The following is a 14855-nucleotide window of genomic DNA, read 5'->3' on the forward strand; positions in this document are numbered from 1 at the left end:
CGCGGACGCGCTAACCGCCCTGATGCAGCACGACGTAGAGCGTGAGCACGGCGAGGAACGCGACGAGCAGCGCCACCGTCGACATCCGCGGTACGCCAGGGCGCGGCGGCGGCGGACTGCGGCGCAGCCATACGTTCTCGACCGCCGGATCGGTCCGGCCGCGTACATACGGCGGCGTGTCCGGCGTCTCACCCCCCACCGAGCTGATGGAAATGTCATCGCCCGCGTCACTGGAACCATCACCCGGTGCCATAGCCAGAACGGTAGCCGCCGAGCGAGCGGCGCGCCGCAATTCTCGCACGGCGCAACATAGTTGGAACTCAGGCCAGACGCCGCCGGAACACCTCGACGGACGCGCCGGTCGCCGGGTCGACCGTGTGCACGCCCAGGTCGACTCCGCCCTCGGTGAGCTCGAGCACCATGAAGCCCAGCTCCTGGTAGTTCTCGTACAGCGCACCGTGGCCCGCGCTCGCGGCGAGCCGCGGCTCCGCGCCGACCGTCTTCGCGGCCGCGCCGGACACGACCTGCCTGGTTCCCTTCGACGCCGCCGTGGGTTCGAGCACCTGCAGCGAGTGGTCGTGCCCGGACAGGATGAACTGGCACCGTCCGATCACGTGGTCTTCGAAGAAGCGTTTCACGTGCACGCCGTTGATCGGCTCCAGCGACAGGCCCTCGTAGCGGCCCGCGTCCCCGTGCGGGCCGTTGTTCAGATACGGGTGGTGGGTGCAGGCGATCTTCCAGGTGGCGGGCGAGTCGGCGAGGGCGCGATCGAGCCAGTCGCGCTGCTCGTTCATGAACTGGCCGTCGACTGCCCAGTACGGCGAGAAGACCGGCGGCACGTAGGCCGCCAGCGGGTTGACGTCGAGGACGAAGAACTCGACGACGGGGTTGCGCTCCGGAATCCGCACCGAGTAGTAGCGGCTCGGCATCCACCAGCGCCGGGAGTTCGCGTGGTACTCCACCTCGGCGTTGCCGCGCAGCAGCCAGCCGCCGTCACCGCCGAGAACCGAGCTGTTGTCGTGGTTGCCCAGCACCATCAACCAGGGGAAATCCAATCCTGCATTGGGATTTTCGAATTTGTCGGCGAACTGGACGTCGGCCGCGCCGTCGGGCCCGTGCTCGTAGATGTTGTCGCCGAGGCCCAATGCCAGCGAGACCGGTTCGCGGCCGTGCAGCGCGCGCATGGCGTCGGCGACCGCCCACTGAGTGCGGGTGCCGGTGCCCGCGTCGCCGGTCACCAGCACCCGCACCCGGCGCTCGTCCGGGAAGGGAAACTTGGTGACACCCTCGGCGACGGGTACCGCATGAGCCGGCGTGCGCCCGACCAACGTGGTCCCGGCCGCGAGGGTGGCCGCACCGGCCAGAAACGCCCTGCGCCCGATCGTGTCGCTCCGGCTCACGCTGTCCTCCATAGTTTTCGGCGGCCTTGCCCGGCAACCGTCCCCGCCCAGCGGTGACCCGCGTGACGGTAGCGGCTCATCCGGTGGCCAGCACCTCGAGCACCTGTTCGCCGTATTTCGCCAGTTTGTTCTCGCCGACACCGCTGACGCCGCCGAGCTGGGCGAGGCTCGCGGGCTTGCGCGCCGCGATCTCGCGCAGCGTGGCGTCGTGGAAGACGACGTAGGCGGGAACACCCTGTTCCTTCGCGGTGGCCGCGCGCCATTCGCGCAACTTCTCGAACAGCGGCAGGTCGGTGGGCGTCAGATCGACGGAGGCCGCCTTGGCGGCCTTCGCGGTCCGGGCGGGCTTGGCCTGGCGTTCGGGCTCGCGGCGCAGCGCTACCTGCCGTCCGTCGAACAGCACCTCACTGCTGGCCTCGGTGAGCGTCAGCACGCCGTAGTCGCCGTGCACGGCCAGCAGCCCGTGCGCGAGCAGTTGCCGCACCACGCCACGCCACTCCGTGTCGCGCAGGTCGGTGCCGACCCCGAAGACCTTCAGCTCGTGGTGGTCGTATTGCAGGACTTTGGGACTCTTCTTACCGAGCAGGATGTCCACGATGTGCCCCGCGCCGAAGCTCTGGCCGCGTTCCCGCTTCAGCCGCAGCACGGTGGACAGCAGCTTCTGCGCGGCCACCGTGCCGTCCCAGGATTGTGGTGGCGACAGGCAGGTATCGCAGTTGCCACAAGGCAGACCGGGCTCGCCGAAGTAGGCGAGCAGCTGCGTGCGCCGGCAGGCGACCGTCTCGCACAGCGCGAGCATCGCGTCCAGGTGCAATTGGAGCTGGCGACGGTGCGCGGCGTCGCCCTCGGAGGAGTCGATCAATTTGCGCTGCTGCACCACGTCGCTGAGGCCGTAGACCATCCATGCGGTGGAAGGCAGCCCGTCGCGGCCCGCGCGCCCGGTCTCCTGGTAGTAGCCCTCGACCGACTTCGGCAGGTCGAGATGGGCGACGAAGCGCACGTCGGGCTTGTCGATGCCCATCCCGAAGGCGATGGTCGCCACGACGACCAACCCGTCTTCGCGCAGGAATCGCGCCTGGTTCTCCGCGCGGGTGCGGTTGTCCAAGCCGGCGTGGTAGGGCACGGCGGTGACGCCGTTCTCGGTGAGGAACGCCGCGGTCTTCTCCACCGAGTTGCGCGACAGGCAGTAGACGATCCCCGCGTCCCCGGCATGCTCGGTGCGGATGAATTCCAGCAGCTGACGCTCGGGACGATTCTTCGGCTCGATCCGGTACTGGATATTGGGGCGGTCGAAGCTGGACACGAACCTGCGGGCGGCGCCGAGGTCGAGGCGCTGGATGATCTCGTCACGGGTCTTCTCGGTGGCGGTCGCGGTCAGCGCGATCCGCGGTACGTCCGGCCAGCGCTCGTGCAGCAGTGAAAGGCCCAGGTAGTCGGGCCGGAAGTCGTGACCCCACTGGGAGACGCAGTGCGCTTCGTCGATGGCGAACAGCGCGACCTTGCCGCGATCGAGCAGCTGCGCGGTGGAGTCCAGGCGCAATCGTTCCGGGGCCAGGTACAGCAGATCGAGTTCGCCGGCGACGAATTGCGCTTCGACGGTCCGGCGCTCGTCGGGGTACTGGGTGGAGTTGAGGAATCCCGCGCGCACGCCGAGCGCACTGAGCGCGTCCACCTGGTCCTGCATGAGGGCGATCAGCGGGGAGATCACCACACCGACGCCGGGGCGCACCAGCGCGGGGATCTGATAGCAGAGCGACTTGCCGCCGCCGGTCGGCATGAGCACGAGCGCGTCGCCGCCGTCGATCACGCGCTGCACGATCGTCTGCTGCTCACCGCGGAAGCTGTCGTAACCGAAGACTCGGCGTAGAACCTCTTGCGCCGCAACGGATCCGGCGTCCGATCCGGACGCGGCTTCGGTCGCTACAGCAGCGAAATCATCGGGGGGAGTCACCCGGCCCATCCTACGAGCGCACGGGCGGGGCGGTACCCGCACCGTTCGGCGTTCGCCCTGTTGGGCCGCCGAGTTGCCCACATGTGGACAACCGAGCCCCTCGCTTTCCGTCACAGTGCGCCGACCTCGCGTTTTCTCCACTCGAGCGAAGTTCGCCGGCCTGCTCGGATGATCCGACGCTGTTATGTTGTCGCTCATGGCAAAACGGATAGGGATTCGGGCGTGCGCCGCGGTACTGAGCGCCGTCGCGGTGACTGCCGGAGTCACCGCGGCGATACCGACGGCGCGGGCGGAGACATTCCCCGCCAGGTGCTCGGACGGCTGGGAGACCACGACCGTGGTCGAAGGGGTCGGCAACCTGGAGAATCTCGATTCCGACGGGCGGGGCGGCTTCTACGTCACCGGTCTGATGGACGGCTACTTGGCGCACGTCGACCGGGCCGGACGATTGGAGAAGCTGGTCACGGACCTGTACCGCCCGGCAGGCGTGCGCGTCGCCGGACGCTACGTCTACTTCCTCACCGGGGACGGGCTCAGCGAACCGCCGGGCACACTCCAGCGCTACGACACCGAGACCGGCGCCGTGCAGGTTCTGCTCACCGGGCTGAACGGGCCCAACGGCCTGCTGCTGCTGCCCGATGGCAGCCTGCTGTTCACCACGATCGGCCTCGGCGGGTCGAACGGGATCTCCCGCTACTGGCCGGCGACCAGCGAGTACGAACGGGATTGGTCGGTGCTGCCGCCCGCCAACGGCCTCGCGCTGGCCGCGGACGGCGAATCGGTCTACGTCGACACCATGACGTTGCAGATCCTCCGCGTCCGGCTGGACGATCCGGCTCATCCCACCACTGTCTCCGGTATCCCGGATCTGGTAGCTCTGCCCGACGATATGGAAGCCACCAAGGCGGGGGCGCTCTTCGTGGCCGATCACATACTCGGCGCGGTCTATCGGGTGGATACGGCGACCGGCGCCACGTGCGCGATCGTCACGGGCCTGATCAAACCCGCTCCGGTGCGCAACCCACCGGACGGCGCCACGTCGGTGCGCATCGACCGTGATGGGGACTCCTGGGCGCTGTTCGTCACCAGCATGGACGGCACGCTGCGCCGCCTGCGTCCTCCGGCCGGGATCGACCTCACGCCGGCGACCCCGTGGCGGGCCGGTTAGCTCCGAACATCGCGAGCGCCGTCAGGGGCGCAGGCGGTCGAGGACCTCGTCGTGCAGCAGCCCGTTGGTGGCGATGGCGTCGCCACCGTGCGGGCCGGGTTCACCGTTCAGCGAGGAGAAACGCCCGCCCGCTTCGCGGACGAGGATGTCCAGCGCGGCCAGGTCCCACAGGGAGACCTCCGGTTCGGTGGCGATGTCGACGGCGCCCTCGGCGAGCAGGCAGTAATTGAAGAAATCGCCGTAGCCGCGCACGCGCCACACATCGTCGGTCAGAGTGATGAACTGCTCGCGCAGGCCGCGGTCGCGCCAGCCGGACAGACTGGACAATGCCAGGCTGGCCGAACCCAACTCACCGACGGCGGAGACCGAGATCGCTCGAGCCGCCCGCCCTTCGAAGCTCGACCACGCCCCTGATCCCGCCGCTGCCCACCAGCGCCGTGCCAGAGCGGGCGCGCTCACCACGCCCACGACCGGTTCACCGTCTTCCAGCAGAGCGATCAGCGTCGCCCAGATCGGCACTCCCCGCACGAAGTTCTTCGTGCCGTCGATCGGGTCGACCACCCATTGCCTCCCGCTGAATTCGGCGGCCCCGCCGAATTCCTCACCCAGCACCGCGTCGTCCGGCCGCGCCTCGGACAACACCTGCCGGATCGCCCGCTCGACGGCCAGATCGGCATCCGACACCGGCGTCAGGTCCGGCTTCGCGTCGACCTTCAAATCGAGCGCACCGAAGCGAGCCCGCGTGATCTCGTCGGCGGTATCGGCCAGCCGCAGGGCGAGTTCGAGGTCGGAGGAGTACACAGCCACGCCCCGCACCCTATCGGCCCGGCGATCACCCCACGGGTTCCAGGGATCGCGCCGCCGTCAACGCGCTCGCCCACCAGTGCAACTGATCCAGCATCGCCGTCGCGGCGGCCGCGGGCTCCTGCGGCTCGCGCGGCTTGCCCTCGTCGTCGAAGAGCAGGTAGTAGCGCGGGAACGACACATAGTTGCGCACGGTGTGCGCGTTGAGCTCGTTGAAGATCTGCCGCAGGTGCTCGATGGCGAGCAGGCCGCCGGACGCTCCGCTGTAGCCGACGAAACCGATCGCTTTCGCGTTCCACTGGGTGAAGTGCCAGTCGATAACGGCCTTGAGGGACGCGGGGATGCTGCGGTTGTAGTCGGGCGTGACGATGACGAAGGCGTCGGCTGCCGTGAGCCTGCGCGTGAGGTCGGTCATCCCTTCTGGTCGCTGCGGGTCCGGATCCATCGCAGGCGGCACCGCGGGCAGTTCCCAGGGGATGTCCGCCTCGGCCAAGTCGATGACGTCCACCTCGAACGAACCGTGTCGCCGCGCCTGCTCGGTGAACCATGTGGCCACGACCGGCCCGAAACGTCCCTCGCGGACGCTGCCGATGATCACCGCGAGCTTCAGTGGGGCGTTGGACATGCTGTTTCCTCCTCGGATCACGGAACGGCCCGGCCGGGCCGCCCACTCAATCTGCTGCCGGGCACGGGGGACAGGGAGACCGCCGTAAGAGTGGTAGTGGCAGGGACACCCTCCGAGCGTTTCGCCTTGTTAGGTTCGACAGGTGAGCGACAACGAGCTGGGGCTGTTCCTGCGCACCCGCCGCGAGGCGGTGACGCCCGCCCAAGTCGGCCTGCCCACCGGTGCGCGGCGGCGCACCCCCGGATTGCGCCGCGCCGAGCTGGCCACCTTGGCCGGTGTGAGCGTGGAGTACGTCACGCGCCTGGAGCAGGGGCGCGACCGGCGTCCCTCCCCTCCGGTGCTTTCCGCGCTGGCGAACGCGTTGCGTTTGAGCCCCGCCGAACGCGTGCACCTGCACCGGTTGACCAAGTCGGTGGACAGCGGCTTCACCTGCATGGGGTCCGCACAGCCGCTGCGCGAGGTGCGACCGACGGTGCGGACGATCCTGGACCGGCTCGAGCCGACGCCCGCCGTGGTGGTCAACCGCCTCACCGAGGTTCTCGCCTACACCGACGCCTACCACCGGCTGATGGCGCCGACCGGACTCTTCGACGGGCCGCATACCCCACCCAACCTGGCACGTTTCGTCTTCTGCGTCCCCGGATCCCGCGATGTCTACGCGGACTGGGAGCACGTCGCCGACGAGACGGTCGCCGCGTTGAAGCAGGGCCCGTTTCGCGCCGACTCGCACATCGCCGCGCTCGCCGACGAGCTCACCGTCACCGTGGGCCCGGCGTTCGCCGACCGGGTCGACACCGTGCCCAGCTTGGCCGCCGCCACCGGCATCACCCGCCTCGCCCATCCCGAAGCCGGGTCGCTGCGCCTGGCCTACGAGTTCCTGGAGCTCTCCGCCGACGACGACCAGCGAGTGATCGTCTACCTACCGGCCGACGACGCCACCGCCACGGCCCTCGACACACTCGCTGGACGCCGCCCGGGCGGACTGCGCGCCGTCTCGGGCTGAGCGGGCCACTCACGGCACAGCCGGATCGATCGCGGCAAATCGAGTACGCCCGCGCGCGGCCGGAGCCGACCAGGCATATTGATCGCTGACCCCGTGGGGTGAGGAAGCCGGAAGCGGCGCGGTGCTTCCGGGGTCCCGGTGACCGCACCCCCGATATCGGCTGTGACCAGCCGGAACGGCGAAACGCTCTGCCGTGGGCGCAAGTCCCCCGGGCGAACCTCCTCGGCCACGGGGTTTCGGCTGCCGAGCACGCCGAGCGCCGCTTCGGCCGGAATCGCCTCGGCCGGAATCGGCACGGCCGGAATCGGCACGGCCGAATCGGCACGGCCGGAATCGGCTTGGCCGAGAGTCGCCGAGCAGTTGCGTGAGCTCCGAGCGGCGGCGATCCGCGGCCGCAGGAGTGGAGTTCGCCACACCGCTCCTCTCACGCACAAACCGTCCGCCCGGTAGGACGACTGATCAGGCACGACCGGCATCCCGTCGCGTGGCCGGAGCAGCATCTCCGCCGCGAATTCCAAACACCAACTGCGCCAAGCGCGGTCGCCGTTTAGGGTAGAAACCCATGAGGCGTCCGTCACAGCTCACCCGTCCGGCGCGGGCTGCCGAGCGAGCGCGCGACGTCCCGGCGATCCGCCCGCTTGGCCCGCGCCGGGCGCGAGCCACCCGCGCAGGCGCCGTCCCCGGTCACACCGCGCGCACTCGTGTGCTGCGGCCGAAGAGGGGCAGCTAGGCTTGACGATCGTGCATCCTGACGTTTCCGCTGATCTCGCCGAACTCGACGCCACTCTCAAGACGGTCGAATCGGTCCTCGACATCGACGAGCTGCGTCGTCGTATCGACGAGCTCGAGCATCAGGCCGCCGACCCCGAGCTGTGGAACGACCAGGACCACGCCCAGCGGGTCACCAGTGAGCTGTCGCACGCCCAGGGCGAGTTGCGCCGGGTGGAGGAGCTGCGTCAGCGGCTCGACGATCTGCCGGTGCTCTACGAACTGGCCGAAGAGGAAGAGGGCGAGGCCAAGACCAACGCGCTCGCCGAGGCCGACGCCGAGCGCGCCGCGCTGCACAGCGACGTGGAGGCCATGGAGGTCCGCACGCTGCTGTCCGGCGAGTACGACAAGCGTGACGCGCTGGTGAACATCCGCTCCGGCGCCGGTGGCGTGGACGCCGCCGACTGGGCCGAGATGCTCATGCGCATGTACATCCGCTGGGCCGACCGGCACAAGTACGGGGTCGAGGTCTACGACACCTCGTATGCCGAAGAAGCGGGCATCAAGAGCGCCACCTTCGCGGTCAAGACGCCCTATGCCTACGGCACGCTCTCGGTCGAGATGGGCACGCACCGGCTGGTGCGGATCAGCCCGTTCGACAACCAGGGCCGCCGCCAGACCTCCTTCGCCGAGGTCGAGGTGCTTCCCGTGGTGGAGACCACCGACCACATCGAGGTGCCGGAGACGGAGATCCGCGTCGACGTGTACCGCTCGTCGGGCCCCGGTGGCCAGAGCGTCAACACCACCGACTCCGCGGTCCGGATCACCCACTTGCCCACCGGCATCGTGGTCACCTGCCAGAACGAGAAATCGCAGCTACAGAACAAGATCTCGGCCATGCGGGTGCTGCAGGCCAAGCTGCTGGAGCGCAAGCGGCAGGAAGAGCGCGCCCAGATGGACGCGCTGAAGACCAACGAGGGCGCGTCCTGGGGCAATCAGATGCGCTCCTACGTGCTGCACCCGTACCAGATGGTCAAGGACCTGCGGACGAACTACGAGGTGAACAACCCGTCGGCGGTGCTCGACGGCGACATCGACGGGTTCATCGAGTCGGGGATCCGCTGGCGAATGCGAGAGCAGGCGAGCTAGATGAATGTCGCGGGCATCCAGGCGATCGCTTCCACCGGTTTCACCACGTGGCTACGCGGTTCGGGCCTGGAGATCGTGCTGCTCATCCTCGGCGCCATCCTGTTCAGCCGGCTCGCCACCTACCTGCGGGACCGGGTCACCCGCAGGATCGACGCGGGCTTCCGCAGCAGCGACGCGCTGGTGCGCACCGAGGCGGCCAAGCATCGGCACGCGCTCGCCCAGGTGATCACCTGGGTGGTGCTGACCATCGTCTACGTGCTGATCACCATGGAGGTGCTGCGGCGGCTCGGCTTCGCCGTCACCGGGTTGGTCGCGCCCGCCGCGGTGCTCGGCGCCGCGCTGGGTTTCGGCGCGCAGCGCATCGTGCAGGACATCCTCGCCGGATTCTTCCTGATCACGGAGCGGCAGTACGGGTTCGGCGATGTGGTCCGCATCGCCGTGACCGGAGCCGCGGAGCAGGCCGAAGGTACGGTCGAGGACGTCACGCTGCGGATCACCACGTTGCGCAACGCCGACGGTGAAGTGATCACCGTGCCCAACGGCCAGATCGTGAAGGTCACGAACCTGTCGAAGGATTGGGCGCGCGCCGCGATCGACGTTCCGGTGTCCGCCAGCGCCGACATCACCAGGGTCAACGAGATCCTGCACGAAGTGGGCGCGAAGGCGTACGAGGACGCTCGCCTGAAGCCGTTGCTGCTGGACGAGCCCACCGTCATGGGTGTGGAAGACCTGACCGTCGACCAGATGAACATCCGAATGGTTGCCCGAACGTTGCCGGGTAAACAGTTCGACGTCGGACGCGAGCTGCGGGTACGAGTCGCCGCGGCGCTGCGCCGGGAGGGAATCAGTGAGACCACGTAGATCCACGGCGATCCTGATGGCAACTTGGGTCGCCACGTTCGTGCTGTACGTATTCGTCAAACCCGAGGAGACCACCACCGCTCCGGCCACCCTGGTCAACGCTGTTCCGGCAGCGGTATTCAGCGAACAGCCGGGCCACTGAGGCGAGAGGGACCGACCGCCGCCGCACTGTCTCCCATGGTTGACAACGCAGGCCGGGAACGGTTGCTGGTTACACTGGCTCCCCGTGATCACCATGCGGAACGTGACCAAGTCGTACAAGACCTCGACGCGACCCGCGCTGGACAACATCACCGTCGATGTGGGCAAGGGCGAGTTCGTCTTCATCATCGGACCGTCCGGCTCGGGAAAGTCGACCTTCATGCGCTTGCTGTTGAAGGAGGAGACTCCGACGGCGGGCGAGATCAAAGTGGCCGATTTCCGGGTCGACCGCTTACCCGGCCGCAAGGTGCCCAAGTTGCGCCAGCGGATCGGGTGCGTCTTCCAGGATTTCCGGCTGCTGCAGCAGAAGACCGTGTACCAGAACGTCGCCTTCGCGCTGGAGGTCATCGGCAAGCGACGCCAGGTCATCGACCGCACGGTCCCCGAGGTGCTCGACATGGTCGGCCTCGGCGGCAAGGCCGACCGGCTGCCGACCGAGCTGTCCGGCGGTGAACAGCAGCGCGTCGCGATCGCGCGCGCCTTCGTGAACCGGCCGCTGGTGCTGCTGGCCGACGAACCCACCGGCAACCTCGATCCCGACACCAGCGCCGACATCATGCTGCTGCTGGAGCGGATCAACCGCATCGGCACCACGGTGGTGATGGCCACCCATGACAACCACATCGTCGACGCGATGCGCAGGCGGGTGGTCGAACTCGACCACGGACGCCTGGTGCGGGACGAGGCGACGGGCGTATACGGGGTGGGCCGGTAATGCGCGCGAGCTTCCTGTTCGGCGAGGTCTTCGCGGGCCTGCGCCGCAATGTCACGATGACCATCGCGATGATCCTGACCACCGCGGTCTCGCTCACCATGCTCGGTGGCGGTCTGCTGGCGGTGCGCATCGCGGACAAGACCGAGCAGTACTTCCTGGACCGGCTCGAGGTTCGGTTGTACCTGACCGAAGACGTGTCGGCCAACGACCCGGACTGCTCGCTGGACCCGTGCCGCTCGCTCATGGCGGATCTGAAGGCGACCAGTGGCGTGGAGTCGGTCCAGTTCCTCAACCGGGAAGAGGCGGTCCGCGAGGCCAAGGAGAAGACGTTCAAGGACCAGCCCGAGCTGGCCAAGTACGTCAGCGAGACGCCGTTGCCCGCGTCACTGCGGGTCAAGATGGAGAACGCGGAGCTCTACCCGACGATCTACGAGAAGTTCTACGACCGCCCCGGCGTCGGCATGGTGCGCAACGACAAGGACATCGTGGACCGGCTGGTCAGCCTGTTCGACGGGTTGCGCAACGCGGCGTTCGGCCTGGCCGTGCTGCAAGCGCTGGCCGCGGTGATGCTGATCTCGAACATGGTGCAGATCGCCGCGTTCACCCGGCGCACCGAGGTCGGCATCATGCGATTGGTCGGCGCGACCCGGTGGTACACCCAGCTGCCCTTCCTGCTCGAGGCCGTGGTCGCCGCGCTGGCCGGCTCCCTGCTCGCCATGTTCGGCCTGCTCATCGCCCGCCCGCTGGTGATCGACCGCGCCCTCGGCGACCTGTTCGCCAGCAAGGTCTTCCCCCGCATCACCGGCGACGACATCGCGATGACCGCGCTCGTCATCGCCCCGGTGGGCATCGTATTCGCGGGGATCACGGCCTACGCGACACTGCGCTACTACGTGCGCGAGTGATCCTTCGGGCCGGTGGCCGCAGCGCCACCGGCCCGCTCGGGCCGCGTACGAGTCGGCTCCGGCCCCTCTACAGCACGAGATCGGTGAGCCGGTCCCAGTCGAGCTGGATGCGGATCGGCAGATCGACGGCGAACGCGGTCTGCGGCTTCAGGACGCGGGCAAGCCGATAGTCCAGGCCGTAGGTCTCGATGGCGGTCACCTCTGTGTCCGACACGCTGCCGACCGCACCACCGCCAGGTTCGAGACAGCTCTGCCGATCGCTCCACACAGCCCGCATGTCACCTGTCGACGGAATAACGAATCAGCATCGATCGCCCTTCTGGCCTTGGATCGCGGCGAATCGGCGGCGGTCGATCCGGCTATCCGGCTCGGAGTGTGCGCGTGTGTTCCGAAGCCGCAGCTCATCGCGCTGCGCGGCCTAGCACGACGCGCGCCGGGGGCGACGGCCGACCCCGGGACGCAACTTCGGGCACTTGTCCAGCAAGGCGCGGATTCGCCGCGTATGCTGCACCTCGACGCACTTCTTACTCAGCAGTAAGATAGCCTTACTCTGGAGTAAGATAGCTGGGAAAGACCGCACCAACCCATCCGAGAAAACAGGTGATGATGAGCACTCGAGACAGCGCAACGAAGCGACGTCCAGACACGTCCGCGGTCGGCCTGAACCATCCCAAGCGGGATTGGATGGGCGCGGCGATGCGGGTCATGACGAGCATTACCGGGTCGGAACTGGCCGAGAAATACAACCTGCGCAAGCCGATCGAGCGCGTCACCTACGAGGGCACCAAGACCGGCTTCCGCACGCTCGGCGCGGCGACCCGCGCCTTCGCCAAGGTCGCCGGCGGCGGCGCGCCGAAGCGCCTGGCCACCAACGAGGCGAAGAACAAGGACTTCTTCGACCTGACGCCCAGCGACGAGCAGCAGATGATCGTCGAGACGGTGAAGGAGTTCGCCGCCGAGATCCTGCGCCCGGCCGCCTACGAGGCCGACAACGCCGCCAAGGCGCCGCGCGACCTGCTCGAGCGCGCCGCCGAGCTCGGCATCACCCTGATCAACGTCCCCGAGGAACTCGAGGGTGCGGCCTCCGAGCGCGGCGCGGTGACCAACTCGCTGGTCGCCGAGGCGCTAGCGCACGGTGATATGGGCTTGGCCCTGCCGATCCTCGCTCCCAGCGGCGTCGCTGTCGCGCTCGCGCAGTGGGGCAGCGACGCGCAGCAGAAGACCTACCTGCCCTCCTTCACCGGCGAGAACGTGCCGCAGGCCTCGGTGGTGATCAGCGAGCCCCGCGCCCTGTTCGACCCGTTCGCCCTGGACACCAAGGCCGTGCGCTCGCCGAGCGGCTACCGCATCTCGGGCGTGAAGAGCCTCGTGCCCGCCGCGGCCGACGCCGAACTGTTCCTGATCGCCGCCGAGCTCGACGGCCGTCCCGCGCTGTTCATCGTCGAATCGGACGCGCCCGGTCTGGTGGTCGAGGCCGATCCGAGCATGGGTCTGCGCGCCGCGGGCCTGGGCCGGCTGATCCTGGACAACGTCGCGGTCGGCGCCGACGCGATCCTGGGTGACGGTGACGCCGCGACCCGCGCCGAGGAGTACGCCGACGCCGTGCGCCTGGCCCGCCTCGGCTGGGCTTCGCTCGCCGCTGGCACCGGCCGGGCCGTGCTGGACTACGTGATCCCGTACGTCAACGAGCGCGAGGCGTTCGGCGAGCCGATCTCGCACCGGCAGGCGGTGGCCTTCATGGTCGCCAACATCGCGATCGAACTCGACGGCCTGCGGCTGGTTACCCTGCGCGGCGCGTCCCGCGCGGAGCAGGGCCTGTCCTTCGGCCGCGAGGCGGCGCTGGCCCGCAAGCTCGCCACCGACAAGGGCATGCAGATCGGCCTCGACGGCGTGCAGCTGCTCGGCGGCCACGGCTTCACCAAGGAACACCCGGTCGAGCGCTGGTACCGCGATCTGCGGGCCATCGGCGTCGCCGAAGGTGTCGTGCTCATCTGACCGGCCCGTTCCGTTTTCCAGGAGACCTCCCAACATGATCAACCTCGAACTCCCCAAGAAGCTGCGGGCCAGCGCGAACCAGGCGCACCAGGTCGCGCAGGAGATCTTCCGCCCGATCTCGCGCAAGTACGACCTCGCCGAGCACGACTACCCGGTCGAGCTGGACACCATGGCCGCCATGGTCGAGGGCTTGGCCGACTCCGGCACCCAGAAGATCGGCGGCGCCGCCGGCGGCCGCTCGGATGACAGCGAGGGCGACCGCCACGCCACCGAGCTGCTCGGTAACACCAACGGCGGCAACATGTCCGCGCTGTTGAACGCGCTGGAGACCTCGTGGGGCGACGTCGGCCTCATGCTGTCGATCCCCTACCAGGGCCTGGGCAACGCGGCCATCGCCGCTGTCGCCACCGACGAGCAGCTGAAGCGCTTCGGCAAGGTGTGGGCCTCGATGGCGATCACCGAGCCGTCCTTCGGCTCCGATTCCGCCGCCGTGTCCACCACCGCCGTGCTCGACGGCGACGAGTGGGTACTCAACGGCGAGAAGATCTTCGTCACCGCGGGTCAGCGCTCGACCCACATCGTGGTGTGGGCGACGGTGGACAAAAGCCTCGGCCGCGCGGCGATCAAGTCGTTCGTCGTGCCGCGTGACGCTCCCGGCCTGTCGGTGGCGCGGCTCGAGCACAAGCTCGGCATCAAGGCCTCCGACACCGCCGTGCTGCTGTTGCAGGACTGCCGGATTCCGAAGGACAACATCCTCGGCAGCCCGGAAGTCAACGTGGAGAAGGGTTTCGCCGGGGTCATGCAGACCTTCGACAACACCCGTCCGCTCGTCGCCGCGATGGCGATCGGCGTGGCCCGCGCCGCACTGGAAGAACTGCGCTCGATCCTGACCGCGGCGGCTGTGGAGATCTCCTACGACACCCCCGCGAACAACCAGCACGCCGCCGCGGCCGAGTTCCTGCGGATGGAAGCCGATTACGAATCCGCCTACCTGCTCGCCCTGCGCGCCGCGTGGATGGCCGACAACAAGAAGCCCAACTCGCTCGAGGCGTCCATGTCCAAGGCGAAGGCGGGCCGCACCGGCACCGACGTCACCCTCAAGGCCGTCGAACTGGCCGGCGCCATCGGCTACTCGCAGCGCACGCTGTTGGAGAAGTGGGGCCGCGACTCGAAGATCCTCGACATCTTCGAAGGCACCCAGCAGATCCAGCAGCTCATCGTCGCGCGCCGCGTGCTCGGCAAGACCAGCGCCGAGCTGAAATGACGACGCGTTAGACGGTCGACAACGAAATCCGGTGCGAGCTTCTCGGACTCGCACCGGATTTTTCGTTCTCTCCGCCGTCGGTAGGCGAATGACGTGTCCCCGAACA

At 68.4% G+C, this 14855-nt stretch carries 15 protein-coding genes; 9 read left to right on the forward strand and 6 right to left on the reverse strand.

Annotated features, from left to right (window positions below; all coding sequences use genetic code 11):
* Positions 1-10: 10 nt before the first annotated feature.
* The 3 genes from ACWEH3_RS22585 to recQ form a co-directional block, all read right to left on the reverse strand.
* The gene (locus tag ACWEH3_RS22585; RefSeq protein WP_356960909.1) at positions 11-253 is read right to left on the reverse strand and encodes a hypothetical protein; all 243 of its coding nucleotides are present in this window, start codon (positions 251-253) and stop codon (positions 11-13) included.
* A gap of 67 nt (positions 254-320) precedes the next feature.
* Positions 321-1400 carry a metallophosphoesterase gene (locus ACWEH3_RS22590; RefSeq protein WP_450024038.1) on the reverse strand — a complete coding sequence of 360 codons (1080 nt, stop codon included), beginning with the start codon at positions 1398-1400 and terminating at the stop codon, positions 321-323.
* Positions 1401-1476: 76 nt separating this feature from the next.
* Positions 1477-3351, reverse strand: coding sequence for a DNA helicase RecQ (gene recQ / locus ACWEH3_RS22595; RefSeq protein ID WP_452358382.1), 1875 nt, complete (start codon positions 3349-3351; stop codon positions 1477-1479).
* A 196-nt stretch (positions 3352-3547) separates the two neighbouring features.
* On the opposite strand from recQ, the gene ACWEH3_RS22600 reads away from it, so the two are divergent.
* Positions 3548-4519, forward strand: a complete 972-nt coding sequence (locus ACWEH3_RS22600) for an SMP-30/gluconolactonase/LRE family protein (RefSeq protein ID WP_450024034.1) — start codon at positions 3548-3550, stop codon at positions 4517-4519.
* Positions 4520-4540: 21 nt separating this feature from the next.
* Here ACWEH3_RS22600 and hisN read toward each other — a convergent pair whose 3' ends face one another.
* Positions 4541-5326 (reverse strand): histidinol-phosphatase, encoded by a 786-nt coding sequence (gene hisN, locus ACWEH3_RS22605; RefSeq protein ID WP_450024032.1) that lies wholly within the window; start codon positions 5324-5326, stop codon positions 4541-4543.
* Positions 5327-5351: 25 nt separating this feature from the next.
* Positions 5352-5948, reverse strand: coding sequence for an NADPH-dependent FMN reductase (locus ACWEH3_RS22610; protein WP_355077867.1), 597 nt, complete (start codon positions 5946-5948; stop codon positions 5352-5354).
* A 142-nt stretch (positions 5949-6090) separates the two neighbouring features.
* On the opposite strand from ACWEH3_RS22610, the gene ACWEH3_RS22615 reads away from it, so the two are divergent.
* From ACWEH3_RS22615 to ftsX, 6 genes are all read left to right on the forward strand, one after another.
* A complete protein-coding gene (locus ACWEH3_RS22615; RefSeq protein WP_450024030.1) occupies positions 6091-6951 on the forward strand; it encodes a helix-turn-helix transcriptional regulator in 861 nt (286 codons plus the stop codon).
* Positions 6952-7692: 741 nt separating this feature from the next.
* On the forward strand, positions 7693-8808 hold the full coding sequence (gene prfB / locus ACWEH3_RS22620; RefSeq protein ID WP_450024028.1) for a peptide chain release factor 2: 1116 nt from the start codon (positions 7693-7695) through the stop codon (positions 8806-8808).
* The gene (locus ACWEH3_RS22625) at positions 8809-9669 is read left to right on the forward strand and encodes a mechanosensitive ion channel family protein (RefSeq protein WP_355077870.1); all 861 of its coding nucleotides are present in this window, start codon (positions 8809-8811) and stop codon (positions 9667-9669) included.
* Between the two features lie 16 nt (positions 9670-9685).
* Positions 9686-9811 (forward strand): hypothetical protein, encoded by a 126-nt coding sequence (locus tag ACWEH3_RS22630; RefSeq protein ID WP_379253216.1) that lies wholly within the window; start codon positions 9686-9688, stop codon positions 9809-9811.
* 84 nt (positions 9812-9895) lie between these two features.
* Positions 9896-10585: a cell division ATP-binding protein FtsE gene (ftsE, locus tag ACWEH3_RS22635; protein ID WP_450024025.1), complete on the forward strand. Its 690-nt coding sequence runs from the start codon at positions 9896-9898 to the stop codon at positions 10583-10585.
* Positions 10585-11490, forward strand: a complete 906-nt coding sequence (gene ftsX, locus ACWEH3_RS22640) for a permease-like cell division protein FtsX (RefSeq protein ID WP_450024023.1) — start codon at positions 10585-10587, stop codon at positions 11488-11490. Before ftsE ends, ftsX begins: the two co-directional genes overlap by 1 nt.
* A 67-nt stretch (positions 11491-11557) precedes the next feature.
* Here the strand turns inward: ftsX and ACWEH3_RS22645 are convergent, their stop codons facing one another.
* Positions 11558-11704 (reverse strand): hypothetical protein, encoded by a 147-nt coding sequence (locus ACWEH3_RS22645; RefSeq protein WP_450024021.1) that lies wholly within the window; start codon positions 11702-11704, stop codon positions 11558-11560.
* 386 nt (positions 11705-12090) lie between these two features.
* Between ACWEH3_RS22645 and ACWEH3_RS22650 the strand changes: the two genes are divergently transcribed.
* Complete coding sequence (locus ACWEH3_RS22650) at positions 12091-13485, forward strand: acyl-CoA dehydrogenase family protein (RefSeq protein ID WP_450024019.1); 1395 nt, start codon at positions 12091-12093, stop codon at positions 13483-13485.
* 34 nt (positions 13486-13519) lie between these two features.
* The gene (locus ACWEH3_RS22655) at positions 13520-14749 is read left to right on the forward strand and encodes an acyl-CoA dehydrogenase family protein (RefSeq protein ID WP_450024017.1); all 1230 of its coding nucleotides are present in this window, start codon (positions 13520-13522) and stop codon (positions 14747-14749) included.
* The last annotated feature ends 106 nt before the right edge of the window (positions 14750-14855 follow it).

Source organism: Nocardia sp. NPDC004718 (genome assembly GCF_053601535.1).

Bases quoted from the DNA above. Each gene is read 5' to 3' on its own strand.
- ACWEH3_RS22585 (WP_356960909.1), bottom strand. From the start codon at position 253: ATGGCACCGGGTGATGGTTCCAGTGACGCGGGCGATGACATTTCCATC.
- ACWEH3_RS22600 (WP_450024034.1), top strand. From the start codon at position 3,548: ATGGCAAAACGGATAGGGATTCGGGCGTGCGCCGCGGTACTGAGCGCC.
- ACWEH3_RS22610 (WP_355077867.1), bottom strand. From the start codon at position 5,948: ATGTCCAACGCCCCACTGAAGCTCGCGGTGATCATCGGCAGCGTCCGC.
- ACWEH3_RS22625 (WP_355077870.1), top strand. From the start codon at position 8,809: ATGAATGTCGCGGGCATCCAGGCGATCGCTTCCACCGGTTTCACCACG.
- ACWEH3_RS22630 (WP_379253216.1), top strand. From the start codon at position 9,686: ATGGCAACTTGGGTCGCCACGTTCGTGCTGTACGTATTCGTCAAACCC.
- ftsX (WP_450024023.1), top strand. From the start codon at position 10,585: ATGCGCGCGAGCTTCCTGTTCGGCGAGGTCTTCGCGGGCCTGCGCCGC.
- ACWEH3_RS22655 (WP_450024017.1), top strand. From the start codon at position 13,520: ATGATCAACCTCGAACTCCCCAAGAAGCTGCGGGCCAGCGCGAACCAG.